Below are 25,923 nucleotides of genomic sequence, written 5' to 3'. Positions count from 1 at the left end.
GACGGAGTACTTCGTCGTGCCCGAAATACCCGAAGACACAGTCTGGTTCATCACCGGTTGTTCCACCGGCCTCGGCCGCGCACTGGCCGAAGCCGTGCTCGACCTCGGAATGCGCGCGGTCGTCACCGCCCGCGATCCGGCGCGGGTCGCCGACCTCGCCGAAGCGCACGGCGACCGCGCGCTGGCCCTGCCCCTCGACGTGACCGACCACGCCCAGGTCGTCGACGCGGTGAAGCGGGCCGAAGCGGCGTTCGGCCGGATCGACGTCCTGGTGAACAACGCCGGCTACGGCTACCTCGCCGCCGTCGAGGAGGGCGAGGACGACGAGATCCGGAAACTGTTCGACACCAACGTCTTCGGCCTCGCCGACGTCACCCGTGCGGTCCTGCCGGGCATGCGGGCGCGCCGCAGCGGCCACATCGTCACCGTGTCCTCCCTCGGCGGCTTGGCGGCGTTCGGCGCCACCGGCTACTACCACGCGACGAAGTTCGCGGTGGAAGGACTTTCGGAGTCCCTCGCCGCGGAAGTGGCGCCGCTGGGCATCAAGGTGACCATCGTGGAGCCCGCCGCGTTCCGCACCAACTGGTCCGGCCCGTCGATGCGGCAGTCGGCCATCCGCATCGACGACTACGGCGAGACCGCGGGCACCCGCCGGGAGGCGACCCTCGCGACGTACGGACGGCAGCCGGGCGACCCGGCCCGCGCGGCCGAAGCGATCCTCACCGCCGTCGGCAGCGACGAACCGCCGCTGCGCCTGCTCCTCGGCCGCGCCGCCTACGACATCGCCACGGCCCGGCTCGGCATCCTCCGCTCGACGTTCGACACCTGGCGCGAGACGACCCTCGCCGCCGACTTCCCGGAAGGACCCTTGTGAAGACCGTTCTCATCACCGGCGCCAGCAGCGGCATCGGCCGCGCCACCGCGCTGCGTCTCGCCCGCGAAGGCCACCACGTCGTGCTCGGCGCCCGGCGCGAAGACCGGCTGACCGCGCTGGCCAAGGAAATCCACGACACCGGCGGCACCGCGGACGTGCGCCGCCTCGACGTCACCGACCGCGCGGACGTCGCCGCGTTCGCCGACGCCGCCGTCGAGGCGCACGGACGGCTCGACGCCTTCGTCGCCAACGCGGGCGTCATGCCGTTGTCACGCCTGGATTCGCTGCACGTCGACGAGTGGGACCGGATGATCGACGTCAACGTCCGCGGCCTGCTGCACGGGATCGCGGCCGCCCTGCCGCACTTCCGGCGCGCAGGCGGCGGGCACTTCGTGACGATCGCCTCCACCGGCGCGCACGAGGTGGTGCCGACGGCCGCGGTCTACTGCGGCACCAAGTACGCGGCCCGGGCGATCACCGAGGGCCTGCGCCTGGAGGCCGACCCCGGCGTCCGCGTGACGACGATCTCCCCCGGCGTCACCGAGTCCGAGCTGGCCGGCACCATCACCGAGCCGGGCGCGCAGGCGGCGATGCGCGCCTACCGGGCGGTGACCCTCCCGGCGGACGCCATCGCCGGGGCCGTCTCCTACGCGATCGGGCAGCCGGACGGCGTCGACGTCAACGAGATCGTCGTGCGGCCGACCGTGCAGCGGTGACGCTCAGCGCTCCAGCTCGGCGATGACCCGCGGGATCTGGGCGACGAGTTCCCGCGCCAGCAGGCCGGTGCTGCCGGTGTCCGGGATCAGCCGCTGGCCGGCCACGGCGTGGACGTGCGTCGCCCAGCAGGCCGCCTGCTCGACGGCCGCGCCGCGAGCGAGGAAACCGCCGGTCAGCCCGGCCAGGACGTCGCCGCTGCCGGAGGTCGCGAGGCCGACGTGGCCGCTGCCGTCGCGCCAGACCCGGCCGTCCGGCGAGGCGACCACGCCCATGAGCAGCACCACGCCGCCGTAGCGCCCGGCGATCCGGACCGCCGTCTCCAGGTCGTCGACGTCCTTCTCCTCGCAGCCGTCGAGGAAGGCGGCTTCGACCCGGTTCGGCGTGAGGAGGAGCCGGCCCGCCAGGCGTTCCGCGAGCGCCGGGTCCCGGCTCAGCGCGCCGAGCGCGAACGCGTCGAGCACCACCCGCGCGTCCGGGGCGATGGCGGGCACCAGGCGCCGCAGCAGCTCTTCGGTCTCCGAAACGCCGGTCAGGCCCGGGCCGACGACGACGGTGCCGGCGTCGGGCAGAACCTCGGCCAGCCGGTCGACGGCGTCGGCGGCGACCGCCCCGGTCCCGGTCTCCGGCAGCCCGAACACCGACGACTCGGGCACCGAGACGCCGGTCGCCGTCGCGTGCCGTTCGGCGACCGCCAGCTGCAGCGTGCCGGCCCCGGCGCGCAGGGCAGCGGTCCCGGACAGCGCCGGCGCGCCCGGCACGGTCCGGGCGCCGCCGACGACGAGCACGGTGCCGCGGTCGTCCGCGCCGATCCGCCAGTCCCGCAGCAGGGCCGGGCTGATCGGCGCCGGGTCAGGAGAGCTGCTGCGCGGCATCGTCGTCCGCCGTCGGTGGGGTATCGGTGGCGTGCAGGTGGCCGACCTCCTGGGCCAGCACCATCGTGAACCCGCCGTCGGCGTCGCGTTCCCAGGCCGTCACCGAGCCGTTCGGGACCTCGGTGGCGTCGGCGGCGCGCAGCAGATCGGGCTCGGGCAGCCCTTCGAGCAGGTAGCGCAGGGCGAAGACGGTCATTTCGTGCGCGGCCAGCAGAACGCGCTTTCCGGCGTGCTCCACGCCCAGCTCGGTGAGCAGGGACCGCAGGCGCAGCACGACATCCGCCCAGGACTCCCCGCCCGGCGGCCGGTAGTAGAACTTGCCGAGCCGCCGCTTGCGCCGCAGCTCGTCGGGCCACCGCTCGCGGACGCCGTGCGAGGTCAGCAGGTCCAGCACGCCGAGCTCCCGGTCGCGCAGCCGTTCGTCCGGGACGATCGGGACGCCGTCGGGCGTGGCCAGCCGTGCGGTGTCCCAGGCGCGGCGGTAGGTGGAGGTGATCACGACGTCCGGCGGGCGCTCGGCGAGGAACTTCCCCGCCGCAGAAGCCTGTTGCCGCCCCAGGTCCGTCAGCGGCACGTCGGCGTCGCGTTCGGCGACGTCGATCACGTCCGCGCCGGCCGACTCCGCCTCTTCCCTGGCCACGTTCCCGGTGCTCTGACCGTGCCGCAGCACACCCACCCAGTCCAAGTCGACGTTCACGCCGACCTGGATACCCCGGGAGACCCGCCGTCGAAACCCGGGATGGTTAGGCCCGCAAAGGAGTTACGGCTAGGGTCGTTCCATGTCGCGAAGTCTCGACGCCCAGAACCGGCTGCAGCAGCTGGAGGCGATCATCGGCGCTCCGGCCGGTCACCTCGGCCTGGCCGAGATGCTCGCCATGACCCTCCAGCGTCTGCGTGAGGTCATGGCGGTCGACACCGCGACCGTGCTGCGGTACCAGCCCAGCGGCCGCCAGCTGGTGGCCTTCGCGGCGGCCGGGATCGAGGAAGAGGTCCACCAGGGCGTCCGGGTGCCGGTCGGCAGCGGGTTCGCCGGGCGGGTCGCGCTCGATCGCGCCCCCGTCATCCTCGACCACGTCGACGAAACGACCGTCGTGAACTCCCTGCTGTGGGAACGCGGGCTGCACTCCCTGCTCGGTGTGCCCATGGTCGCCGGGAACGAGCTCGTCGGCGTGCTGCACATCGGTTCCGTGGCGCCCCGGCAGTTCGGTGCGTCCGAAGTGGCCACCATGCAGCTGCTCGCCGACCGCCTGGCGATGGCGATCCAGATGGAGGCGCTGGAGGAGAACCGCACCGCGACGATGGCGCTGCAGCGCAGCCTGCTGCCGAGCAGCCTGCCCGTGGTGCCCGGCCTGGACTTCGGCGCCCGGTACGTGCCCGGCGCGGAGACCGGGCTCGGCGGGGACTGGTACGACCTGTTCACGCTGCCGGGCGATCGGCTCGGCGTGGTGATGGGCGACGTCTCCGGCCACGGCCTCGACGCGGCCGTGATCATGGGGCGGCTGCGCAGTGCCCTGCGCGCCTACGCCCTCGACTGCGAAAGCCCGGCCGAGGTGCTCGCCAAGCTCGACCGCAAGGCCAACCACTTCGAACACGGGGCGATGGCCACGGTGGCCTACGGGATCATCGGCCCGGACCGCGAGACGCTGACCCTGTCGCTCGCCGGGCACCTGCCCCCGGTGCTCGCCCTGGCCGGCGAAGCGGGCCGGCTGATCGACGCTCCGCCGGATCCCCCGATCGGGCTGACCATCGGCGAACCCGAACGGCGCACCACCGTCCTCGAACTACCGTCGGACGGCGTGCTGGTGCTCTACACCGACGGGCTGGTCGAGCGGCGGGACCGCCCGGTGGACGTCGGCATGCACCAGCTGGCGCAGGCCGTGCGCGCCGGGGATCCCGAACGGGTCTGCGCGCGGGTGATGGCCGTGATGATCGGCAACCGGCCGGCCCAGGACGACGTCGCCGTGCTGGCCATCCGGCGCGGTGCCGTCCCGGCCGGCGGCTACTGAGCCGGCGGTCGGATCGGTAACCCGGCCGGGACGATCCGGGTCAGGACCCGGCGAGGGCCGCTTCCCGGGTCGGGAAGAGCGAGAGGCTCTCCTCGAGGCCGGTCAGCTGGATCGGGCGCAGGGTGGCCCGGCCGGACGCGACGATCCGCACGGCGGTGCCGGTTCCGGCGTCGCGGTGGATGGTCAGCAGCGCGGTCAGGCCGGGCGAGGCGAGGAACTCGACCCGGGTCAGGTCGACCACCAGCACCGGCGGCCGCTCCGCCAGTGCTTCCCCGGCGGCCTGCACGAGCGCCGGTGCGGTGGTCGTGTCCACGTCTCCGGCGACCTCGACGACGACCGCGTCTTCATACTTCGTCCGGGCGATCCGGAATTCGCCGAACGGCACAGCGGTGGCCGAGCTTTCGAAGTGGGTGTGCTCGGTCATGGCGGTTTTCTCCTCGCCTTCGGCAGCACCCCCCGGCAACCGGCGGGCGTGCATGTCCACGAAGGCTGTTTGCTCAACCGCTCCCCATCATGCCTGCCCGGGCGACACGCCGCCGTGTCAGCACCCGTTCGGCTTTCGGTCGCGGCTCCGAACAGGCAGGATGGCGCCATGGGTGAACGGGACGTGACCGGCGACTCACTCGACGATGCCATCAGTTCCGCCGGATCGGTGTCGTTGGAGATCCGGGACGGCGCGGCGGTGCTGCGTGTGGACGGAGCTCTCGACCTCGCGCTGGCCCCGAAATTGCGCCGATTGGCCGAACGGGCGGCGCGCCTTTGCCCGTCGGTGCTCGTGATCGACCTCACCGACGTCACGTTCCTGGCCTCGGCGGGCATGGCCGAGCTCGTCCGGGCGCACCGCGGGCCCACGGCATCGGCACCGCTGCGCGTGGTGGCCAACGGCCGGATCACCCTGCGCCCGCTGGAACTGACCCGGCTGACCGACGAGTTCGCCATCTACCCGTCGCTGTCCGACGCGCTGGCTCCTTGATGACGTCGCGGCCGGAATTCGACGCAGTCCTCGACGCCGTGCGCGAGGCCTTCGCCGGCGGTGCCGCGGCCACCGAAGTCCGCGCCCTCGACCCCGACGAGGTGCGCGCGGTGCTCGGCGACCACGTCGCGCGGGCGGTGACCGACCGCGCGATCCTGGCGGACCTGGTGCCGGGCGAAGAGATCACCGGCGCGATCGCCGTCGCGGCCGACGGCAGCGAACCTGGCGCATTGGTCTATACCACAACGGGAATCGGCGGGGCACCTTCGGCCGTCGCCGCCGCCATCGATGCCGCGACCGCCGGCCTGGCCGCCACCGTCCGGCGGCTGCAGAGCGAAGCTTCGGTGCTGGACGCGCTGCATTCCACCGGCCGCGAACTGACCGCGCAGCTCGACATCGACCGGATCGTGCAGGACGCGACGGACGCGGCCACGAAGGCGACCGGAGCCGGCTTCGGCGCGTTCTTCTACAACCTGATCGACGAGCTCGGCGAGTCGTACACGCTGTACACGATCTCGGGCGTGCCCCGGGAGGCCTTCACCCGGTTCCCCATGCCACGCAACACCGACGTGTTCGCGCCGACGTTCGACGGCGCCGGCACCGTGCGCAGCCCCGACATCACGCGGGACCCGCGGTTCGGGAAGAACCCGCCGCACCACGGGATGCCGGCGGGGCACCTGCCCGTGTGCAGCTACCTGGCCGTTTCGGTGCTCAGCCCGACCTCCGGGGAGGTGCTGGGCGGGTTCTTCTTCGGTCATCCCGAACCGGACCGGTTCACCGCGCGGCACGAGTACCTGGCCGAGGGCATCGCCGCCTACGCGGCCATCGCGCTGGACAACGCGCGGCTCTACGAACGCGAGCGCACCCTCGCCTCGGAACTTTCCCGCAGCATGCTGCCGGTCGCCCCGCCCACGCCGGGCCTCGACGTTTTCACCCGGTACCTGCCCGCGGCCACCGGGAGCAAGGTCGGCGGTGACTGGTTCGACGTGATCCGGCTGCCGTCGGGCGCCACCGCGTTCGTCATCGGTGACGTCGTCGGCCACGGCGTCACCGCCGCGACGGTGATGGGCCAGGTCCGCACGGCCATCCGCAGCTACGCCCTGCTGGAACTGCCGCCGTCGGAGGTCCTGCGCAACGTCTCGGAGCTGATCGTCGGGCTATTCGGGGAAAGCTTCGTGACCTGCTTCTACGCGGTCCACCGGCCCGCCGACGGGACGCTCGCCTACGCGAACGCCGGCCACCTGCCCGCCATCCTGATCCGCCCGGGCGAGCCGCCCGAGCAGATCGGCGAGGCGCTGGCGCAGCCGCTGGGCGTCGGCTCGGTCTTCCCGCAGCGCACCGCGGGCTTCCCGGTGGGCGCGGACCTGGTGCTCTACACCGACGGGCTGGTCGAAAGCCGCACCCGCGACCTCACCCTGGGCGTCGAATGGCTGCTGGCGGGTATCCCGGGACTGCTGACCGCGACCGACCTCGAACCGGCGTGGGACAAGCTCGTCGACGAACTGACTCGTGGACGGCACGACGACGACATCGCCGTGATCCACGTGCGCCACCGCGGAGAGGACACCCCATGACGGACTCACGCCGGCCGCCGGGCCAGTCCGCTCCCCCGGTTTCGTTCCACCGGCGCACGGCCGCGATCGCCGAACGGCTGCCGGAACTGCGCGAGGCACTGGCCCGCTGGCTGGCCACACTGCAGCTGAGCCTCGAACGACGCGACGACATCGTCCTCGCCTGCTACGAGGCGATGGCCAACTCGGCCGAGCACGCCTACCCCGAAGGGGCGGCGGGCCCGGTCGACGTCCGGGCCGAAGCGTTGCCAGGGCGGGTGATCGTGACAGTCACCGACTACGGCACCTGGCGCCCGCCGGCCGCCTCGAACGGGCTGCGGGGCCGCGGCCTGCTGCTCATCGACACCCTGGCCGACGAGAGCACGCAGGTGCACCGCGACGACGGCACCACGGTCACCATGACCTGGCTGACCGGCTGACCGATGTCTTGAATGACTCATTCCTGGCGTCTGACGCCAGGAATGAGTCATTCAAGACGCCGACGTTCCGCACACCCGGCAGGGTGGTGGCCGGTCAAGTACGCTCGTCCGGGGCCGCGTGAACATGGAGTGTGATGAGCGTCGGGGAAGAGGCCGGCCACCGTGCCGTGTTTCCCGGGACCAGCCGGATGGCCGCCCGGATGCGGGACTTCGACTGGGCAACGTCCCCGCTCGGCGAACCGCGGGACTGGCCGCCCAGCCTGACGACGGCGGTCCGGATCTGCCTCACCTCCCGCTTCCCGATGATCGTCTGGTGGGGACCGGAGCTGCGGTTCCTGTACAACGACGCGTACCTGCCGCTGCTGGGCACCAAGCACCCGGCGCTGGGCAAGGCGGGCGCGGCGGTCTGGACCGAGATCTGGCACATCGTCGGGCCGATGCTGGACAGCGTGATGACCACCGGCGAGGCGACCTGGTCGGAAGACCTGCTGCTGCCGATGAACCGGCACGGCTACTGGGAAGAGACCTACTGGACGTACTCCTACAGCCCGGTCCACGACGACGAAGGCGCCGTGCGGGCGGTGTTCACCGCGGTCTCGGACACGACCGAGCGGGTGATCGGTGCCCGGCGGCTGGCGACGCTGCGCGAACTCAGCGCCCAGGCCGGTCTCGCCCGCAGCGTGGGCGAGGCCTGCGAGCTGGTCGCCGGCGTGCTGGGCCGGGCCGGCGCCGACGTCCCCTACGCCGCGATCCACATCCGGGACGGCGACGGCGGCCTCGCGCACGCGGCCGTCACCCCCGGCGGCGAAGGCGCGGGTGACGCGGCGGCCTGGCCGCTGACGGACGTGCTCGCCGACGGGATCCCGCGGACGGTGTCGGGCGGGGCGTTCGGCGAGCTGCCACCGGGTGCCTGGTCCACCCCGCCGACCGAGGCGGTGGTGCTGCCGCTGCCCGGCGACGCCGGGAACACCGCGACCGGGGTGATCGTGCTGGCGGCGAGCGCCGGGCGCGCGCTCGACGAGTCCTACCGGACGTTCCTCGGGCTGGTCGCCCAGCAGACGGCGGCACTGGTCAACGGCGCGATCGCCTACCAGGTCCAGCAGCGGCGTGCCGAGGAGCTGACCGCGCTGGACGCCGCGAAGACGACGTTCTTCGCCAACATCAGCCACGAGTTCCGGACCCCGCTCACGCTGATCCTGGGCCCGGCCGCCGAACTGCGGGAGGCCCTGGACGGCGCCGGCGAGCGGGTGTTGGAAGAGATCGACGTCATCCAGCGCAACGCGTTGCGGCTCGGGCGGCTGGTGAACAACCTGCTCGACTTCTCCCGGATCGAAGCCGGCCGGATGCAGGCGCGCTTCGAACCGGTGGACCTCGGGACGTTCACCGCGGAGCTGGCGAGCGTCTTCCGCGCCGCCGTCGAGCGGGCCGGGCTGGTGTTCGAGGTCGGCTGTCCCCCGTCGGACGAGCCGGTGCACGTCGACCGCGGGATGTGGGAGAAGGTCGTCTTCAACCTGCTGTCCAACGCGGTCAAGTTCACCTTCGACGGCGCGATCCGGGTGACCAGCACGGTGGCGGCCGGGCACACCGTGGTCGCGGTGTCCGACACCGGGATCGGGATCGACGCCGCCGAGCTGCCGCGCCTGTTCGAGCGGTTCCACCGGATCCCGTCGGCGCGGGCGCGGTCCAACGAGGGCAGCGGGATCGGCCTGGCGCTCGTGCGCGAGCTCGTCGGCATGCACGGCGGCAGCGTCGCCGTGGAAAGCACGCCGGGCGCCGGGACGACGTTCCGGGTCCGGCTGCCGCTGGGCACCGCGCACCTGCCCGCCGAGCACGTCGCCGGCGAGCCCACGACCGGCGGGCTCACCGCCCAGGCCGCGGAACCGTACGTGCAGGAAGCCCTGCGCTGGCTCCCGGACGGTGACCCGCCCACCCGGACGGCGCCCCCGGGTGCCCGCGTGCTGGTCGCCGACGACAACGCCGACATGCGCGACTACCTCATGCGGCTGCTGCGCGACGACTACGCGGTGACCGCGGTGCGCGACGGCGTCGAGGCGTTCGCCGCCGCCCGCGCCGAGCCGCCCGAGCTGATCATCAGCGACGTCATGATGCCGCGGCTGGACGGCCTCGGCCTGCTCGCCGAGCTGCGCGGCGACCCGCGCACCGCGGCGGTGCCCGTGCTGCTGCTGTCGGCACGAGCCGGTCAGGAAGCCGCCGTCGACGGGCTGGCCGCCGGGGCCGACGACTACCTCGTGAAACCGTTTTCGGCGCGTGAGCTGCTCGCCCGGGTTCGCACGACCGTCCAGCTGGCGCGGCTGCGCACACAGCACGCCCGGTGGCGCGCGGCGATGATCGACTCGCTGCAGGAGGGCTTCTTCGTCTGCGACGACGAAGGGCGGGTCGTCGAGATCAACGCGGCGTTCACCGAGCTGCTGGGCTTCGGCACCGGCGAGCTGCCCTACGCCCCGCCGTTCCCCTGGTGGCCGGACTCGGGCACCGATCCGGCCGCCCACCGCCAGGTCGCCGAGGCCTTCGGCGGCGCGTGGGACGAGCCGGGCGGCAGCTTCGTGCTGCCGATGCGGCACCGGGAGGGGCACCGGTTGTGGGTCGCGATCACCTGCAACCGGTTGGAGGACGACGAGGGCCGCCGCCGGCTGGTCGGCACGATCCGCGACGTCACGGCCGAGCGCTACGCCGTGCAGCGCGAAAGCGCGCTCGCCTCGATGAACCAGCGCCTCGCCGGGATCAGCGGGGCACCGGAGGTGCTCCGCACCGCGCTGGACCTGCTGCGCGAGCTGTGGGACGCCCAGCGCGTCCTCGCGGTGACCTGGCCGCGGGACGGCGAGCCGGAGCTCGCGTCCACCGACCCCGCCGACCGGGACTGGGCGGACCTCGCCGCGCCGCTGCGCGCGACGCTCGGCCACGTCCGGTCGCTCCCGGCGTTGCACGCGACCCCGGCCGACAGCGGCGCGGGCACCACCGTCGACCACCCCGGCGGCCGGCTGACGCTCTGGGTCGACCCCGCACCGGGCCGCCCGCTCGGCACCGAGGACCGGACGCTGCTGGCGCTGCTGGCCGGAACGCTCGCGCACGCCCTGCGCCGCGCCCACCGCGACGACCGGCAGCGGGAAGTCGCCCTCGCGCTGCAGCGCTCGATCCTCGGCCCGGCCCGGCTGCCCGGCGGCTTCACGGTGCGCTACGAGCCGGCGAACCCGCCTCTGGAGGTCGGCGGCGACTGGTACGACGTCGTCCCGCTGGCCGGCGACCGGATCGGCATCGTCGTCGGCGACTGCGTCGGCCGGGGGCTCGCCGCGGCCGCGGTGATGGGCCAGCTGCGCAGCGCCTGCCGCGCGCTGCTGCTGGAAGCCCGCAGCCCGGCGCACACGCTCGGCGCGCTCGACCGCTTCGCCGGGCGGCTGCCCGGCGCCCTGTGCACCACCGTCTTCTGCGGGGTGCTCGACCCGGCGACCGGCACGCTCACCTACAGCAGCGCCGGGCACCCGCCCGCCACCCTCGTGCACCGCGACGGCACGGCGGAGTTCCTCGACCAGGGCGCCAGCCTGCCGCTGGCCGTCCGCGTCGCGGTGTCGCGCCCGGAAGCCACCGCGGTGGTGCCGATCGGTTCGCTGCTGATGCTCTACACCGACGGGCTGGTGGAACGCCGTCGCGAGTCGCTCGACGACGGCATGGACCGCGCCACCCAGGTCGCCCACGACACGCGCGACGCGGAGCTCGGCGACCTGGCGACCACCCTGATGGACCGGCTCCGCCCGGCCGACGGCTACGAGGACGACGTCGCCCTGCTGCTCTACCGCCGGTCGGTCCCCGCGCTGGACTTCGAGTTCACGGCGCACCCGGACCACCTCGCCTCGACCCGCCACTGGATGCGCGCGTGGCTGCACAACGCGGCCCTCGAACCGGACCTCGCCCAGGACGTGCTCGTCGCGGCGGGCGAGGCCTGCGCCAACGCCGTCGAGCACGCCTACCGCGACGACGGCACCGGGGCGACCGCGCACCTCACCGCCCGGCTCACCGGCGCGCACCTGGTCGTCACGGTGACCGACCGGGGCCACTGGAAGCAACCGCCGCCGGACAACCACCTGCTGCGCGGACGCGGCGTGCCGATGATGGAAGCGCTGGCCGACGCGGTCGCTTTCCGGCACGACGCCACCGGGACCACCGTCACGCTGGAATGGAGGATCGGTTCGTGACGACGGCACTCACGCTGGTCGGCGGCCCGGGCGACGACGGGGACCGGGTCCTGTCCGCCACCGGGGAGATCGACATGAGCAACGCCGCGGAGTTCGGCGCGGCGCTGGACCGCGAGCTGGCGGCGGGCGCCCCCGTCACGGTGGACCTCACCAAGGTCGCCTACCTCGACAGCGCCGGCGTCGCGGTGCTGTTCGACCGCATCGGCGACCACGACCTGCGGCTGGTCGCACCACGGCTGCTCGACCGGGTACTGCGCGTGTCCGGGCTCGCCCAGGTAGTGAAGGTCATGATCTGCTGAACGGTTGAGTGCCGGGCCGGAGCCACCGCTCTCTTCCGGTCGCGGTGTTGCGGTCCGCGCCGCGGACGCGAGTAAGGTTTTGCCGTTCCGTTGAAGCAGCAGCGGTCCGGCACCTGCCGCAGCCGTCCGGAACGGAGATGATCGAGTGACCGGTGAACCGATCCTGCCCGAGCACCTCGACGAGCTGACCGCCGCGATGGCGGACCTCACGGGGGCCCTGGAAACCGAACCCGCCGAAGCGGAGATCCTCGACGCCGTCTGCACCGAAGCCGTCCGGGCCATCCCGGGCGCCGACATGGCGAGCATCACCGCGATCCGGGACGGCGAGCCGACGACGGCGGCCCGCACGGACGAGCGCGCCGTCGAGATCGACCGGGCCCAGTACGCGGCGGGCGCGGGTCCATGCCTGCAGGCCGCGGAGACCGGCGAGATCGTCCGGGTGCCGCTCGCCACGGCCGGGACGGCGTGGCCCGAGTTCACCGCGCGGGCCCAGGAACTCGGGGTCGGCAGCTACCTGGCCGCGCCGCTGCGCGTCGACGAACGCCTTTCCGGCGCGCTCAACCTCTTCGGCTACGGCGAGCACGGCTTCGCGGAGACCGACTCGCGGCTCCTGCAGCTCTACACCACGGTCGTCTCGTTCGGGCTGCGCACCACGCGGCGCTACCACCAGGCCCGGCAGCGGGCCGTCGAGCTCGAATCGGCGATGCGGACGCGGGCGGTGATCGAGCAGGCCAAGGGCATCCTGATGGCCGTGCACCGGATCAGCGCCGAGGACGCCATGAAACGGCTGGTCACGGAGTCGCAGCGGACCAACGTGAAGCTGCGGGACATCGCGACCCGGTTCGTCGAGGACCTGTCTTCGACGAAGTCACTCTGAACCTCAAGCGGTGTGGCGGGCCGGGAACGGCCAGGTGAGCGTGATGACCGTGCCACCGTCGGTCGAGCGGACGTCGAGCCCGTCGACCAGGGCCTGGATCAGGCGCAACCCGCGGCCGCCGTCCGCCCGCTCGGCCACCGACTCCCAGCGGCCCTGGTCGGCGACGGTGACGATCAGCACGTCCTGATCGATCCGGGCCCGGACGTCGATCAGGCCCGGCCGGCCGTGGTAAGCGTGGCCGAGCACATTGGCCATCGCTTCCCAGCAGGCCAGCACGACGTCGTCCGCCTGCCGCCCGACCTCGTCACCGGCCCGCCGCCGCAACCAGGACACCAGGTGCCGGCGCAGGCTCGGCAAGGTCCGCGGCGAAATCGTGCCGCGGTACCGCCATCCGTCCGATCCCAGCTCTTCCACGTTCACCTCCTCGGGGGACACCAGGTTTGCTACCCACGAGTTCGGATTCTCAATCACCGGTAATGGCTTCCCTGGCGCCGTTCGGACCTGGTGCGCCCCCGGGCCGCCGTGATCGGATGGGCGGATGATTCGGTCGACGTCGTCCGTGGTGCTGTGCGCGGTGCTGGCCGCGACCCTCCTGCCCGCTGTGTCCAACGCGGCCACCGCGGCGCCGGGACCGGGCGCCGTCTCCCACTTCGGCCTGGCTCGCAAGGACTGCCTGGGCACCGCGCGGAACACCGCGAGCAAGGCGTGGTTCACCGTGGCGGGCGGCGTGCTGTCGGACGTCTACGCGCCGGTGATCGACAACACGAACGTCGAAACGCTGCAGTTCGCCGTCACCGACGGACGCAGCTTCACCGACCTGCAGGCGCGCGACATGACCTACACGGTCCGCACGAGCGCGGGCGGGATGGCCTGCGAGGTGACGTCGACCGCGCGCAGCGGGCGGTACCGGCTGGTCACCGAGTACCTGGCCGACCCGGCCCGGACCGGCGTGCTCATCCGGACCCGGCTGGAGCCGCTGCGGGACTCCGGGCGGGACCTCAAGGTCTACGTGCGGTTCGACGCGAGCGTCAACGGCAACGGCGGGGGTGGGCCGGCGAACGGCGGCGGCGACACGGCAACTGTCGAAGCGGCGACGTCCGCGCTGGTCAGCGCCGACCCGAACACGGTGTCCAGCGCGCCGGCCCGCGACTACGGCACCCCGCTGGCCGCGGCGTTGCGCGCCGACCGCCGGTTCCTGGCGACCGCCAGCGGGTTCGCGGGCACCGCGGGCGACGGGCTGGCCCAGCTGGACCGGGATCGCCGGCTCACCGACACGACGCCGTCGGCGGTGAACGGCAACGTCGTGCAGACCGCGCAGCTGGACCTCCAGCCCCGTCGCCCGGCCGTGCTGGCGCTCGGCTTCGGCGCGGACGCGCGGGCCGCCGTCGCCACGGCCGGCGCGAGCCTGCGCACGCCGTTCGAGGCGAGCTACCGCCAGTACGCGCGCGAGTGGCGTGACTACGACAACGGGCTGATCCCGGTGCGGGGCAAGGACTCTGACGCTTACTACCAGTCCGTCAACGTGCTCAAAGCCAGTGAGGACAAGACTTTCCCGGGCGCGGTCGTCGCTTCGCTCGGCAGCCCGTGGGGCCAGGCCGTGTCGGCGGGCGACGCACCCGGTGGCAAGCCGGTCTACTTCGGCTCCTACCGCGAGATCTTCGCCCGCGACCTCTACGAAAGCTTCTCCGGTCTGCTTGCGGCCGGCGATCGCGAGACGGCGCGGGCGAGCGTGCGCTGGCTGTTCACGCGCCAGCAGCAGCCGGACGGCCGGTTCCCGCGCAACTCCCTGCTCAACGGCACGAAGGCGCCCGACTCCGGCGGTGACCAGCTCGACGAGAGCGCGTACCCGATCCTGATGGCGCTGCAGGCCGGCCTCGACCGCGACCGCACGCTCTACACCGACCACATCCGGGCGGCCGCGGACTTCGTCGTCGCGCACGGGCCGGCGTTCGGCTCGGAGCGGTGGGAAGAACAGGGCGGCTACTCCCCCTCGACGATCGCCGCGGAGATCGCCGGGCTCGTCGCCGCGGGCGTGATCGCGGACCGCAACGGCGACAGTGCGCGCGCGAACGTCTACCGCGCCACCGCCGACCACTTCCAGCGCAGCATCAAGGGCTGGACGGTGACGCAGAACGGGCCGTACGGCGGCCGGTACTTCCTGCGGCTGACCAAGAACGGCGACCCGAACTCGGAGTGGTTCTACAACCTGGGCAACGGTTCCGTCGACGCCGACCAGCGCGCGGTCGTCGACGCCGGGTTCCTCGAACTGACGCGCCTGGGCGTGCTGCCCGCGAACGACCCGGACGTCGCCGCGTCACTCGGCGTCGTGGACCGCGTGATCAAGCGGGACACCCCGGCCGGGCCGGGCTGGTACCGCTACGGGACGTCGGCGCCGGGCAGCGAGGACGGCTACGGCGACTGCTACGAGCCGGATCCGACGAACTGCGGCCCGACCGGCGCTCCCTGGCCGTCGACGAACAGCGGGTCCGGGCACCTGTGGCCGGTGCTCGCCGGCGAACGCGGCGAGCAGGCCGTGCAGACCGGCGACCGGGCCGGCGCGGCGGCGCTGCTGCGCGCGATGCGGGCCCAGACCGGCGGCACCGGCCTGATCCCCGAGCAGATCTGGGAGAACCCGGCCCTGCCCGCGTCGCCGTACGGGTCGGACCCGAAGACGGCGTCGATCGGCTTCACGCCGGGGCAGTCGGTCGGCTCGGTGGCGCCGCTAAGCTGGGCGCAGTCGCAGTCGGTGCGGCTGGCCCGGGCCCTCGACGACGGCCGGCTGCCTGAGCAGCCCGCCGAGGTCCGCTCGCGGTACGTCTCGCACGCGCCGCCCGCCGCACTGGCGGTGACGCTCGACGCGCCCGCGTCGGTGTCCACCGCGACCGCCGAGGTCACCGGTACCGCGCCCGCGGGCAGCCGCGTCGACCTGGCGGTTTCGGCCACGGACGCCGGGACGACTTCGGTGCTGTCGACCCGGGCTTCGGCGGCGGGGACGTTCCGCGCTTCCGTCCCGACCCCGCTGGGCGCGAACGTCGTCACCGCGGCCGCGACCGGCGCGGGCACCGGGTACGCGCAGAAGACGATCAGCTCGGACTTCGTCACCGGCACGGTCCTGCTCGACACGACCGACCCGGACGGCGACGACAACGGCCCGGGCACGTACACCTACCCGACGGCGGGCGACTTCCACGCGGGCGCGTTCGACCTGCAGCGGTTCCAGGTCATCGATTCGGGCCCCACCCTGGTCTTCCGGGCGCAGGTCCGCGACCTGTCGCCGACCTTCGGCTCGCCGCTGGGCGCCCAGCTGCTGACGATCTACGGGCACGACCCGGCCGCGACGGCGACGTCGACCGCGCCACCGTTCCCGAGCCGGGCGTACACGATCGCGGCGCAGGACGCGTGGAGCCGGCGCATCGAGGTCCAGGGCTTCGCCGAGCCGGCGCTCGTCGACGCTTCGGGCGCTTCGCTCGCCACGCCGTCCGTGCAGGCTTCGCAGGCAACGCGGTACATCACGGTCAGCGTGGCGAAGGCGGCCTTCGGGACGCCGGGGCCGGGCTGGACGTTCGCCGTGGTGCTCACCGGGCAGGACGGCAACTCCCCCGACCAGGCCCGGCCGTTCACGCCGACGGCGGGTCAGTACACGTTCGGCCTCTGCGCGGCCGGCGGGACGGCACCGGTCTGCGCCGCGGACCCGGCGACCGCCCCGAAGGCGTTCGACGTGCTGACACCGTCCGGCGTGGACCAGAAGGCCGAGCTGGACCCGACCCTCGGGCCGGTCGCGGTGCGCGGCGTGCCGGTGGGCTGATCTGGCAGGCTGGAACCATGATCGACGAGTTCGCGAAGGACTACCTGCACGGCGACCTGCGCGAGGTCCGCGAAGAGCTGGTCGGGAAACTCGACGGGCTCGGCGAGTACGACGTCCGCCGTCCCCTCACCACGACCGGCACCAACCTGCTCGGTCTCGTCAAGCACCTGACCCTGACCGAGGCGCGGTACTTCGGCGACATCTTCGGCCGGCCGTTCCCCGAGCCGATGCCCCGGTGGGACGACCTCGAGGCGCGCGGGACGGACATGTGGGCGACCGAGCACGAGACCCGCGCGGAGATCATCGACCGCTACCGGCGGGTGTCGGCCCACTCCGACGCGACGATCGCCGCGCTCGCCGTCGACACGCCCGGTCACGTGCCCTGGTGGCCCCGCCCCGACGTGCTGCTGTTCAACATCCTGGTGCACGTGCTCACCGAGACCAGTCGGCACGCCGGGCACGCCGACATCCTGCGAGAGCAGCTCGACGGCTCGCTCGCCACCGACGGCCACCGCGACGCGGAATTCTGGGCCGCCCGGCACGCGGAGGTCGAGCGGGCCGCCCGGGCCGCCGACCGTCCACTGTAGACTACCGCCGGCCGGACGTCTTGAATGACTCATTCCTGGCGTCGGACGTCTTGAATGAGTCATTCAAGACGTTCGCCGAGCCGGTTCTCAGCGCGGCAGACCTGCGTTGAGCCGGGCCAGGATGCCGTGCGGGAACGGCAGTGCGGGCACGCTCACCTCGGTCAGCCGCTCGAGCTGGGCGTCGGTCAGCGCGAGCGCGAGCGCGTCCAGGGTTTCGGTGAGCTGCTCCGGTGTGCGCGCCGATCAGCGGCGCGGGTCGCCGAACGCCGCCAGCGCCTCTTCGGCCGGGGTTCAGCCGTCTCAGATGTGCAGCCAGCACAGTTCGACGTGGTCGACGCTCAGCCGCCGCAGCGACGCCTCCAGCGAGGCGATCATGTTCTTGCGGCCGTTGCTGCGGCGGCGCGGGTCCGAGCGCGGGACGCCGCCGCCGAAGCCGGGCCCGGAGTACTTCGTGGCGAGCACGACGTCGCGGAGGAACTCGCCGACGATCGGGTGTCCGGGGGCACCATCCAGGAGACAACCAGGCACACTCCCGGCTAACACCCGATGACCATCAGCTGTGCGCTAACCTGCCGCTCATGGGATCCGGCCGCGCGGGCCGGCGCGTCGAGGAGTCGATTCGTGCAACCGAACCTGGGGCCAGGCGAAGACTTCCACCTCCTGCTCGAACGGCAGGTCCGGGAACCGAAGCCCGAGCCCGCACCTTCGTCCTCCTCGCTCACCCCCGACCCCAAGCCGCACAAGCCGTTCACCGACCAGATGACCGACGTCATCAAGACCAAGCTGTCCCAAATGGACGGTGTGACGCCCGGGATCATGCAGAAGTTCGACAAGATCAGCAACTTCTCCGTGCACGAGCTCGGCAAGCTTTTCGGCAAGGAAGGCGCCGAAAAGTTCGAGTCGGCCATCAAGGTCATGACCGACCCGTGGTTCGGCAAGTCGGGCCTGGCCGGCAAGACCGTCGTCGACATGATCAAGGGTGTGCCCGCCAGCGTCGGCAACGTCACCGGCGGGGACGACGACACCTAGCCGAGCGGGTCCAGCCCGGTCAGCGCCACGCTCTCCGTCCACAACCGCGCCGCGGCGGCGTCGTCGGTCAGGGTGACCCACCGACGTTCGAGCCGCGGCCGGCCGCGCAGGCCGAGCACGCGCGGGCCCCACAGCTGGCCGCCCTCGACGTCCGGATCGAGGACCGCGCGCACGGCGGGCCGCGCCCCGGCATCCTTGCCGTGCAACAACACCCGGGCCGGCAGCCCGCGCAGCCACGCGCCGGCCGTGCGGGTGTGCACCGGTGGCCGTGACGGCGTCAGCGCGTCGAGCGCGCCGCCGGGGTGGGCGAGGACGCTGACCCCGCGCGGAGCCCGCCGCCCGCAGCCGCCGGTCGAGTTCGAGCGCGAACAGCATCTGGGCCAGTTTCGACCGCTCGTAAGCGCGCTTCGGCTGGTAGTCGCGCTCACTCTGGAGATCGAGAAAGTCGAGGCGAGACGACTTCGCCGCGAAGCTGCCCGTGGTGACGATCCGCGCGGCCGGGGCCAACACCGGCATCAGCCGCGCGACCAGCGCGAAGTGGCCGAGGTGGTTGGTGCCGAACATCAGCTCGTGCCCGTCCGGGGTTTCCCGCCGCGGCGGCTCGTCGAGCGCGACACCGGCGTTGCACAGGACGGCCTCCAGCACTCCCACGTCCGGTTTGAGCGACCCGAGGTCCGCCAGGTCCAGCCGGACGTGCTCGACCTTCGCGCCGGCAACCCGCGAGCGGATCGACTCGGTCGCGGCCTGCGCCTTGGCCGGGTCGCGGCTGCCGATCACCACCTCCGCGCCCGCCGAAGCCAGCTGCTCGGCGGCGAAGTAGCCGATCCCCGCGTTGCCGCCGGTCACCAGTACCCGCATCGCCGCACCCTCCCCGTGCCAAGCTGTCCGTCGTGGACAACGCTACCGACGAACCGGCTCGGGCCGGGTACCGGCGGTCGGCCACGGAATGCAGGAGGCATCGTCCCGACGCCGCCCCGGCTTCGCGCGGCTGCTCACGGAGTTCCTGAAGCGTCTCGACCTGCGTGACGTCACTCTGGCCGGCGTCGACACCCGCGTCGTGCGACGGGTTCGACAACTTCCCGCCCGGCCTCATCGCCAATCTCTCGCCACGCCTGTTCGGTGCGTTCATGCAGCGCTGCGGCTGCGCGCGGTGCGCCGACCCCCGATCCCGTTCGGCCCGCCGGCCCCGGCTGACCGCCCTGCTGCCCCGGGAAAGCTCATCGAGGTGGCCGCAACTACCCGTTGCCGCCGCTCGAGTTCACAGCCGGCTGAGGCCGTGCAGGATGCGCTTCATCAGGTCCATGTTCGGCCGGTTGCCGTTGCCCCGCTTCGCGGTGTGCACGGCGACGAGACCGCGGTCGGCGAGATCGGAGAGCAGGACCCGCGCCACGCCGAGCGGCAGCCGCCGCCGGGCGGCGACCTCGGCCACCGACTGCGAAGTGCGGCACAACACGCAAATTTCCGACTCTTCCGGCGTGCTCCCGCGCGTCATGGCCCGTCCGCGCGCGGTGGTCGAGACGAGCGTCTCGACGGGAAGGTCACGCGTCGGACGCGTTCGGCCGTGGGTGCGGAAGTACGGCCGAACAAGCCCCGCCGCCCCTCCGTCTTCGAGCGCGGTCCCCCAGTGCACAGCCAACTCCTCACGGCGATTAATCCTTCTAGGCGATTATTCGACACCGTGATCGACTCCACCGCAATCGACCGAACAGGCTAACGGACGGTAAACTGCAGGTCGGGAGGGCGCCGTTGAACGACACCACCCCGGGGGAGGAAGGTCATCCAGCAGGATTATCAGTGTTCTGACAACTCCGCCGGCTTCCCCGCCGCCGAGCGCGGGCCAGCTGCCGCCGCCGGGCGGCGGCGAGCTCCTACTGGGAGCGGTGACGCACTTGGACGCGGCTTTGGTCGCGTATACGGAGTTGCGCGGGCAGTGGAGGTGCGTGTCCTGCTCGGGGAGCCCGGGGGATGACCCCGCCGCCGGGCCGGTCAGAGGCGTATCGGTTTTTTGTTCATGAACTATCCAGGCGGTCGACGGGCCTGGGGACGTTCTTGGGCACACCGCCTCTGACCTGCTCTTTTGTGTCTGTTGGGTCCGGTCGCGTCCGGGCCTGTCTGGACGTCTGACGGCCTGTAGACGGCCTGGCTCCGTGCCGCCGCTGTGCCTATCTGGCCAGGTGGCAGCCCTTCCCCGTCTTCCTCGTCCCCGCCGCTGTTAGCGCCGGAGGACCGGTGTCAAGGGTGGGCGCTTGCGTCCATCGCGCAGCGACGCCGTAGGCGCCCTTGATGGCGGTCAGCCGGTGTTAAACGATCGCTGGCGAGGGAGCGGCCACCAGGTTGTGCCTGGTCCGCGTGCCACTGATCGACTCGCCGACGTCTCTGGCCGTATGAGGACGACTGGATCAACCAGCTCGCGGCGGCGCGCGTGCGCGGCCGGCCCTTCGGCGGGCCGCCCGGCGACCGGCGGCCGAAGCGGAGCGGCAGGCCGTCCGTGTCGCATGAGGGCGAGCCCGCCGCACGGGTGGTGACGTGCCTTGATCCCATAGAGCGAAGTTCGGCAGATGTTCGAGGTCTAGTCCGATGAAACCTGCACTATCGAATTCAGTCTGGCCAGCAGCTCTTGCAGGATCCCTGCGCGGTCTTCCTGGTAGACCAAGTGGTCCGCGGACATATCTGCGATGCGTTGAGCTACAGCAACCTTGTCTGGTACCGAATATGAATGCAAGTCGCACCACTGCTTGAGAAGCTTGGTGCGCAGTGCGTCGCCAAGCTCCGCTTCTGTTATCTGCTCACCTATTTCATTCCAGCAGCGCAACTCTTCGTTTATCGCAGTCGCGTATATTTTGGGATTAATGAAGTCTTCGACTTCCAGGCCCGTCGTCGGTTCGGAGGAAATATCCTGCAGTAGTGCGATCAGACTCTTGTCTACTCCCGCATCTTGGAGCATCTTTGCGATGGCTTTGCCGCCATTATCGCCGTCAACAACAAACCCGACTCGCGCTGCTTCGAGATTTAATTCTCCGACCCCTGAAGAGGCAACGCTAGACAGACCTGGGGCGACCTGAAATCCAAGGTAATCTTTCTTGCTGGATTGACGCAGAAGGACGGGTAACAAGATGGCGTCGGCGGCCCCTTCCGCGATCACCGCTCGTCTGGTGGGGGTGAATGACATCGCCGCTGCACCCATGCTTGCAAGCAAAGGCGAAAACCCGGCGCCTCCCCTCCAGAATCCGTTCTCTAATTTTGAAGTGGCCGCATCCAGGGGCTGAACGACTCTAACGCCCGTGCCAAGATCGTATGGAAGGCAGCCAAAGGAGTGGGTGGTGTAAATAACCTTTGATGCAAACTTTTGTCTGGCGAGCACAGATATCAAGTCCGCTTGAGCGTCGTAATGTAGATGAGTCTCGATCTCGTCGACTAGTAGAATTGGCTTGTTCGTGACGCCATACGTAAATGCAAGAAGCGCCGCAAACCATCGAATACCGTCACTCCGGTCTTGGATGTCTGACAACCCGGAGTCTTCCGGTGTTGTGACCTGGACATGAAGGATGTTCCCTTGCACTTCGAACTGGATGGCGATTCCTTGCTGGTTCCAGCTCTGGCTAAATATCTCAAGTAGCCTTTGATTGGCCGCATTCCTCCTGGTCCCAACATCTGCCACAGCTCTCGACGAAGATTCAGTGTAGAGTGCACCGAGGTCCAGGTCGGCCATTTTTGCGAGATGCTTCAAAGCAGGAGGAGGGTTGGCTGCGACTTGCTCTAAGTCGTATTCTGACGCCAGTTCTCGATCTGATGCGGCAAATATGATCACCCGCGGAATTGACGACTCTAGCGCATCGCAGGCAAGCTGCCACGGCTCAGGTTCTTGTTCGATTCTAATCTGCTGCGTTAGCACCTGAACAAGTTCTGCAGCGTGGTCATCGACCTGGTCAATCGATTCTGCTGCTTGTAGGGCATCGTCTTGACGGCTTTTTGAGACCTGTCGAATTACTCCCAACACATTTTGCAAATGGTCAATCTCTTGCACTGTTAAGGTTTCTCGATTTGACTGCAGTATTTCAAGTGTGAAGTCGTAGACTGACAGATCACTGCCGTCGCCGATGGTCGTATGGGTTTCCCGAAAAAATCTCATTTCCTCGAATTTGCCGAGCAGTTTTGCGCAGACCTTTCGGCGTGAGATATCGCGCGATGGATTGCGTGGCATGAAGTGCCAAACTGGACTTCCATCTGTTCGTTTGCTTATTACAAGTCTCTCAATGTGTGCAGTATCATGAACGGATGCTAGCTTGCTTTTATCTTCCTGATCCAAGAGAAAATGCCAGGTAGCCTCCGGTAAATGCGAACTCCGCCTTGGTCGCTCCCGAACCTCAAAGGAGTCCCTGTTGTGAAGGTGTGCCATGGCTCCGAGCAGTGAACTCTTGCCGGCTTCATTTGGTCCAACAATAGCGATCAACTTGCCCTGAAGTTTGACGGATGTCTTCTGGACAAATCTCTTGTAACCTTCAAGCGAGAATGCGACTAGGTCCATATTGAGTGCGCCTCCGTCGTGTTTAGATCTAAATCGATTCCCGGAGGCAAGTTGTTACATGCGTGAATATTTCACGCAAACTCCACGATTGGAAAATTGCAAACTACTCCTAGCCGAAGTGGACTTTAGTTCCAGATTGAGCGTGATCAATTCGAAGTCGTATAGATGGATGGATCGAAAGTTGTTCAAGGGTTTCGGGTAGCACCCATAGAACTTCTTTGCTTTCTGAACTGGTGCGAGGCTGGCCGCTTAGGGCAATTGCTGCGAAGCATATGGAGAACTCCTGTCGCACCTCGCCATCGTCGTACGCAATGACGTGGTTTGGATCGGAGTACAGGCCGACGACCCCCGTGACTTCGCATTCGATACCGGTTTCTTCGCGCACCTCACGTACGGCGGCTTGCGACAGTGTTTCGCCGAGTTCGAGTTGGCCGCCGGGGATCGAGTACAAATTGTTGTCGGTACGCCTGATCATTAAGATTCGGCCTTCGTCGTCCTGGATGAACGCCGACACCGCCACTGCGATGCTGTTCGCCTTTGGCGCGTTCGGGTCGTTGTAGTAGTCGACTCGGGTCATGCTGCCTCCTAGAAGGTGGCCGGCTTGGCGAGGTTCCAGACTGACTCGAAGCTCTCCGAGTAGGTCTCGAAGAGATCGCCGGCTGACAGTCGCCGCAGGTGGAGGGATGGGGCGTGGGCTCCCTGGAACCCGTAGACGTGCGTGTTGATGATCATCTCGTCGTCGAACCGGAAGATCGAGTTATAGAGCGTCGTGTTGTGAAACCGCATCTCCACACCGTCAATGCCAACCAGCGGTCGGTAGAACGCCAGGGCGTTGCGGATGCGCGCCCCAAGCGTCCCGTCTCCGAGCTGCTCTTCCTCGCCGCGCAGGGCGACGCTGTCCCCCTCGGGGTCTCCGAACACGAGCCGGATCTTCGCGTCGGCCGCTGCCTTGGTGGCCAGGTCCTTGATGAACCGCGGACGTTCGACCAGGAACAGAGCCGCGTGTACCAGGATCTCGACGGTCTCGGATGTGTCCTTGATCAGCCGGTCCCACAGCTCAACGGGGACGGCGTTGCGGTGGGGGAAGACCTGCACAAGCTCGGCGGCGGCCGTCTCGGCCTTGCGCTCCGGGTCCACGGAGTCCGGCCACAGGTAGGTCTCTGACTCGCGCGCCATGGCGGCGATCTTGTGCCGGTGCTTGGGGTAGGGCGTCCGGTTCTTGGTGATCCAGCGCTCGACAGTCTTCTGATCCACCCCGACGGCCTTGGCGACCTGCTCCAAGGTCAGGCCGTTGCGTAGTAGCGCGTCACGCAGGCGTTCGTTCGGCATCGCCACCCCTTGGGACGTGTAGGGACGTCTTCGACAGTACCAGGGACGTCCCGAGATGTCCTGCCACGTGGTGATCACGTCCCGCCTTTTGGCGGAGTCTGGGTGTCAGGTTGCCGGGGCAGGCCCGGTGCCAGGACACCGAGGAGGTAGGCGTGACCATTGAAACCACTGTCCGGCCGGCTGGCTTGGACAAGCGGGCGGTACCTCGCCGACGTGCGGCGTAGGCGCGGCGTGGCATGCGCGACACGGTTCAGATCCACGTCACGGCTGATCTGCCGATTCGTGTCCGGGCGCTGACGTACGCAAACCGCGCGGAGGTCCGGTTCGGCAAGGCGTTCCCGGTGGTCCTGCTCGTGGACTCCGACGCTATTGCCGTACTGCGGAGGGAACTGGACGAGGTGAGCGCGGTACTGGAAGCCGCAGCGGCACGAGGCGGCGAGCCGCCCGAAGTAACCGACTAACAGACGACATAAGGGATTCAGCATGGCTATCGACAAGGGACACCGGTTCGGTATCGACTTCGACGACGCGTTTCCGCAGGGCTTGGTGATGGTGGGCGAGGTGTCGCCGGACAACGAATACCAGTCGCGTGAGGACCGGGCCGCCAATCGCCCGGTGCGGCAGCGGGTCGACGAGATCACGGGTAAGCGGCAGTGGAAGGTGATGGTCACCGACCCGGCGGAGACGCGCGCGAAGCGGGCCTCATTCGAGATCACTCTTCTCGCCGACGTCCAGCCCGTGCCGACCACCTCGGAGGCACTGCCCGGGATGCGGCCGATCGAGCTGGACGGCCTGACGGCGGAACCGCGCGTGGCTGGGCAGGGCGAGTTCAAGTACCAGTCCTACGTGTTCCGCGCGACCGGGTTCAAGCAGGCCACCAGCAATGCGAAGCCGTCTCGGTCCGGTGGGTCCGGTGAGACGGCGAAGGCGGCGTGACAGGCATGGGCTTCCGCGAGCGGGTCGAAGCGTGGGAGCAGGCGTATCGGGACTACATGGCCGCGTGGGAGCACGGCCGTGCGGTGCTGTCGCCGATGAGTGCGACGAACACGGCGAACGCTGCGAGGCGGGTGTCGCGGGCGTGGCACGAGCTGGCGCAGGTGCGCGGGTTGCCGTGGTGGTGTGTGGCGGCGTTGGAGTCGGCGGCCGAGGGGTTCGCCGACCTGGCCCGGGAATGGGAACAACATGACGGCAACGTGGGACGGGCTGGGGCTGCGCTGGACCGTGGGCGCGGGTACCGAGGTGACGGTGGAGGAGACCGGGACGGGCGTGTCACATCCGCCGGTCCTGGTGCTGTCGGGTGGGCTGTGCGTGGTGACGCTGGTGCCGCCGGAGGACCAGACCGCCTGGACGGGATGCACGGTGTTCCTTCGCCGGCTCCGCGACCACGCCGAGGACCTGGCGACGCTGCTGGAAGCCCGCGCGGGGAGGCGTGACCGTGCGCAAGGCTGAGCCGAAGACACTGCGGGACGCCCACGAGGTCGTGATGGACCGCCGGCCACCGAGCGACGCGAACTCGTCGGTGTGGCTGGCGTTCCGCCTCGGCAACGCACGGCTGTACAAGGCCGTCGCCGACGTCGACCGAGGACATCACCATGAGGCGTTGTACTGGGCCGGGTACGAGGAGCGGCAAGCGGGTGAGATCTCGGCCGAACTGCAAGCGAAAGGCAAGGCCACTGATTAGTCGCATGTAGACGACCGGAAAGTCAACAGTATCGGAAAAAGCGCACGCTATGACGTGCGGCGATGAAGCATGTCCTGTTTTGAGTGCGTGTGATCCGTCAAGGCGCAGAAGCGGAACCTGGCTACCAACCTCGCCGCTCCTGCGCTGTCCA

General features: G+C 70.1%; 25 protein-coding genes and 1 pseudogene. 16 read left to right on the top strand and 10 right to left on the bottom strand.

The features are described from left to right. Positions 1-16 precede the first annotated feature (16 nt). Together ACLJQF_RS36120 and ACLJQF_RS36115 are read left to right on the top strand one after the other, a co-directional pair. Positions 17-874, top strand: coding sequence for an oxidoreductase (locus ACLJQF_RS36120; protein WP_410614758.1), 858 nt, complete (start codon positions 17-19; stop codon positions 872-874). Beyond that, positions 871-1,590, top strand: coding sequence for an SDR family oxidoreductase (locus ACLJQF_RS36115; RefSeq protein ID WP_410614757.1), 720 nt, complete (start codon positions 871-873; stop codon positions 1,588-1,590). The genes ACLJQF_RS36120 and ACLJQF_RS36115 overlap by 4 nt, the downstream gene beginning before the upstream one ends. A gap of 3 nt (positions 1,591-1,593) precedes the next feature. Here the strand turns inward: ACLJQF_RS36115 and ACLJQF_RS36110 are convergent, their stop codons facing one another. Further along, positions 1,594-2,463: an NAD(P)H-hydrate dehydratase gene (locus ACLJQF_RS36110; RefSeq protein ID WP_410614756.1), complete on the bottom strand. Its 870-nt coding sequence runs from the start codon at positions 2,461-2,463 to the stop codon at positions 1,594-1,596. After that, entirely contained in the window at positions 2,441-3,160 is a 720-nt protein-coding gene (locus tag ACLJQF_RS36105; RefSeq protein WP_410614755.1) for a histidine phosphatase family protein, read from the bottom strand. Before ACLJQF_RS36105 ends, ACLJQF_RS36110 begins: the two co-directional genes overlap by 23 nt. Before the next feature lie 82 nt (positions 3,161-3,242). Here ACLJQF_RS36105 and ACLJQF_RS36100 point away from each other — a divergent pair, with 82 nt between their 5' ends. Then, complete coding sequence (locus tag ACLJQF_RS36100) at positions 3,243-4,469, top strand: PP2C family protein-serine/threonine phosphatase (RefSeq protein WP_410614754.1); 1,227 nt, start codon at positions 3,243-3,245, stop codon at positions 4,467-4,469. Positions 4,470-4,509: 40 nt separating this feature from the next. Here ACLJQF_RS36100 and ACLJQF_RS36095 read toward each other — a convergent pair whose 3' ends face one another. After that, positions 4,510-4,893 carry an STAS domain-containing protein gene (locus ACLJQF_RS36095; RefSeq protein WP_410614753.1) on the bottom strand — a complete coding sequence of 128 codons (384 nt, stop codon included), beginning with the start codon at positions 4,891-4,893 and terminating at the stop codon, positions 4,510-4,512. A gap of 168 nt (positions 4,894-5,061) precedes the next feature. Between ACLJQF_RS36095 and ACLJQF_RS36090 the strand changes: the two genes are divergently transcribed. From ACLJQF_RS36090 to ACLJQF_RS36065, 6 genes are all read left to right on the top strand, one after another. Continuing rightward, positions 5,062-5,442 (top strand): STAS domain-containing protein, encoded by a 381-nt coding sequence (locus ACLJQF_RS36090; protein ID WP_410614752.1) that lies wholly within the window; start codon positions 5,062-5,064, stop codon positions 5,440-5,442. Beyond that, on the top strand, positions 5,442-7,016 hold the full coding sequence (locus tag ACLJQF_RS36085; RefSeq protein ID WP_410614751.1) for a PP2C family protein-serine/threonine phosphatase: 1,575 nt from the start codon (positions 5,442-5,444) through the stop codon (positions 7,014-7,016). Before ACLJQF_RS36090 ends, ACLJQF_RS36085 begins: the two co-directional genes overlap by 1 nt. Continuing rightward, on the top strand, positions 7,013-7,432 hold the full coding sequence (locus ACLJQF_RS36080; protein WP_410614750.1) for an ATP-binding protein: 420 nt from the start codon (positions 7,013-7,015) through the stop codon (positions 7,430-7,432). Before ACLJQF_RS36085 ends, ACLJQF_RS36080 begins: the two co-directional genes overlap by 4 nt. 134 nt (positions 7,433-7,566) lie before the next feature. Further along, a complete protein-coding gene (locus tag ACLJQF_RS36075; RefSeq protein WP_410614749.1) occupies positions 7,567-11,640 on the top strand; it encodes a SpoIIE family protein phosphatase in 4,074 nt (1,357 codons plus the stop codon). Next, positions 11,637-11,939 carry an STAS domain-containing protein gene (locus ACLJQF_RS36070; protein ID WP_410614748.1) on the top strand — a complete coding sequence of 101 codons (303 nt, stop codon included), beginning with the start codon at positions 11,637-11,639 and terminating at the stop codon, positions 11,937-11,939. Before ACLJQF_RS36075 ends, ACLJQF_RS36070 begins: the two co-directional genes overlap by 4 nt. Positions 11,940-12,084: 145 nt before the next feature. Further along, positions 12,085-12,816 (top strand): ANTAR domain-containing protein, encoded by a 732-nt coding sequence (locus ACLJQF_RS36065; RefSeq protein WP_410614747.1) that lies wholly within the window; start codon positions 12,085-12,087, stop codon positions 12,814-12,816. Positions 12,817-12,819: 3 nt separating this feature from the next. On the opposite strand, the gene ACLJQF_RS36060 is transcribed toward ACLJQF_RS36065, so the two are convergent. Next, on the bottom strand, positions 12,820-13,230 hold the full coding sequence (locus ACLJQF_RS36060; RefSeq protein ID WP_410614746.1) for an ATP-binding protein: 411 nt from the start codon (positions 13,228-13,230) through the stop codon (positions 12,820-12,822). Positions 13,231-13,354: 124 nt separating this feature from the next. Here ACLJQF_RS36060 and ACLJQF_RS36055 point away from each other — a divergent pair, with 124 nt between their 5' ends. Next, a complete protein-coding gene (locus ACLJQF_RS36055; RefSeq protein ID WP_410614745.1) occupies positions 13,355-16,621 on the top strand; it encodes a glucodextranase DOMON-like domain-containing protein in 3,267 nt (1,088 codons plus the stop codon). Between the two features lie 17 nt (positions 16,622-16,638). Further along, complete coding sequence (locus ACLJQF_RS36050; protein WP_410614744.1) at positions 16,639-17,208, top strand: DinB family protein; 570 nt, start codon at positions 16,639-16,641, stop codon at positions 17,206-17,208. Between the two features lie 300 nt (positions 17,209-17,508). Here the strand turns inward: ACLJQF_RS36050 and ACLJQF_RS36045 are convergent, their stop codons facing one another. After that, a complete protein-coding gene (locus ACLJQF_RS36045; RefSeq protein WP_410614743.1) occupies positions 17,509-17,751 on the bottom strand; it encodes a hypothetical protein in 243 nt (80 codons plus the stop codon). A gap of 78 nt (positions 17,752-17,829) precedes the next feature. Here ACLJQF_RS36045 and ACLJQF_RS36040 point away from each other — a divergent pair, with 78 nt between their 5' ends. Further along, positions 17,830-18,237, top strand: coding sequence for a hypothetical protein (locus ACLJQF_RS36040; RefSeq protein WP_410614742.1), 408 nt, complete (start codon positions 17,830-17,832; stop codon positions 18,235-18,237). Here the strand turns inward: ACLJQF_RS36040 and ACLJQF_RS36035 are convergent. From ACLJQF_RS36035 to ACLJQF_RS36015, 5 genes and pseudogenes are all read right to left on the bottom strand, one after another. Beyond that, positions 18,234-19,095: pseudogene (locus ACLJQF_RS36035) on the bottom strand (SDR family NAD(P)-dependent oxidoreductase). The gene ACLJQF_RS36040 and the pseudogene ACLJQF_RS36035 sit on opposite strands and share 4 nt — an antisense overlap. 400 nt (positions 19,096-19,495) lie before the next feature. Beyond that, positions 19,496-19,867 carry a DUF742 domain-containing protein gene (locus tag ACLJQF_RS36030; RefSeq protein ID WP_364255254.1) on the bottom strand — a complete coding sequence of 124 codons (372 nt, stop codon included), beginning with the start codon at positions 19,865-19,867 and terminating at the stop codon, positions 19,496-19,498. A 939-nt stretch (positions 19,868-20,806) separates the two neighbouring features. Beyond that, positions 20,807-22,762, bottom strand: a complete 1,956-nt coding sequence (locus ACLJQF_RS36025) for an AAA family ATPase (RefSeq protein ID WP_410614741.1) — start codon at positions 22,760-22,762, stop codon at positions 20,807-20,809. 109 nt (positions 22,763-22,871) lie between these two features. Beyond that, positions 22,872-23,339, bottom strand: coding sequence for an NUDIX hydrolase (locus ACLJQF_RS36020; protein ID WP_410614740.1), 468 nt, complete (start codon positions 23,337-23,339; stop codon positions 22,872-22,874). 8 nt (positions 23,340-23,347) lie between these two features. Continuing rightward, positions 23,348-24,091: an XRE family transcriptional regulator gene (locus ACLJQF_RS36015; protein ID WP_410614739.1), complete on the bottom strand. Its 744-nt coding sequence runs from the start codon at positions 24,089-24,091 to the stop codon at positions 23,348-23,350. 236 nt (positions 24,092-24,327) lie between these two features. Here ACLJQF_RS36015 and ACLJQF_RS36010 point away from each other — a divergent pair, with 236 nt between their 5' ends. The 4 genes from ACLJQF_RS36010 (at position 24,328) to ACLJQF_RS35995 (ending at position 25,772) form a co-directional block, all read left to right on the top strand. Next, positions 24,328-24,552, top strand: coding sequence for a hypothetical protein (locus tag ACLJQF_RS36010; RefSeq protein WP_410614738.1), 225 nt, complete (start codon positions 24,328-24,330; stop codon positions 24,550-24,552). A gap of 22 nt (positions 24,553-24,574) precedes the next feature. Further along, complete coding sequence (locus tag ACLJQF_RS36005) at positions 24,575-25,027, top strand: hypothetical protein (protein ID WP_410614737.1); 453 nt, start codon at positions 24,575-24,577, stop codon at positions 25,025-25,027. A 246-nt stretch (positions 25,028-25,273) separates the two neighbouring features. Further along, the gene (locus ACLJQF_RS36000) at positions 25,274-25,540 is read left to right on the top strand and encodes a hypothetical protein (protein ID WP_410614736.1); all 267 of its coding nucleotides are present in this window, start codon (positions 25,274-25,276) and stop codon (positions 25,538-25,540) included. Next, on the top strand, positions 25,527-25,772 hold the full coding sequence (locus tag ACLJQF_RS35995; protein ID WP_410614735.1) for an AMED_5909 family protein: 246 nt from the start codon (positions 25,527-25,529) through the stop codon (positions 25,770-25,772). The genes ACLJQF_RS36000 and ACLJQF_RS35995 overlap by 14 nt, the downstream gene beginning before the upstream one ends. The last annotated feature ends 151 nt before the right edge of the window (positions 25,773-25,923 follow it).

Origin of the sequence: Amycolatopsis sp. lyj-109 (assembly GCF_046548995.1) — a bacterium.
GTDB lineage: Bacteria > Actinomycetota > Actinomycetes > Mycobacteriales > Pseudonocardiaceae > Amycolatopsis.
This window is presented reverse-complemented; position numbering and strand designations above follow the sequence as displayed.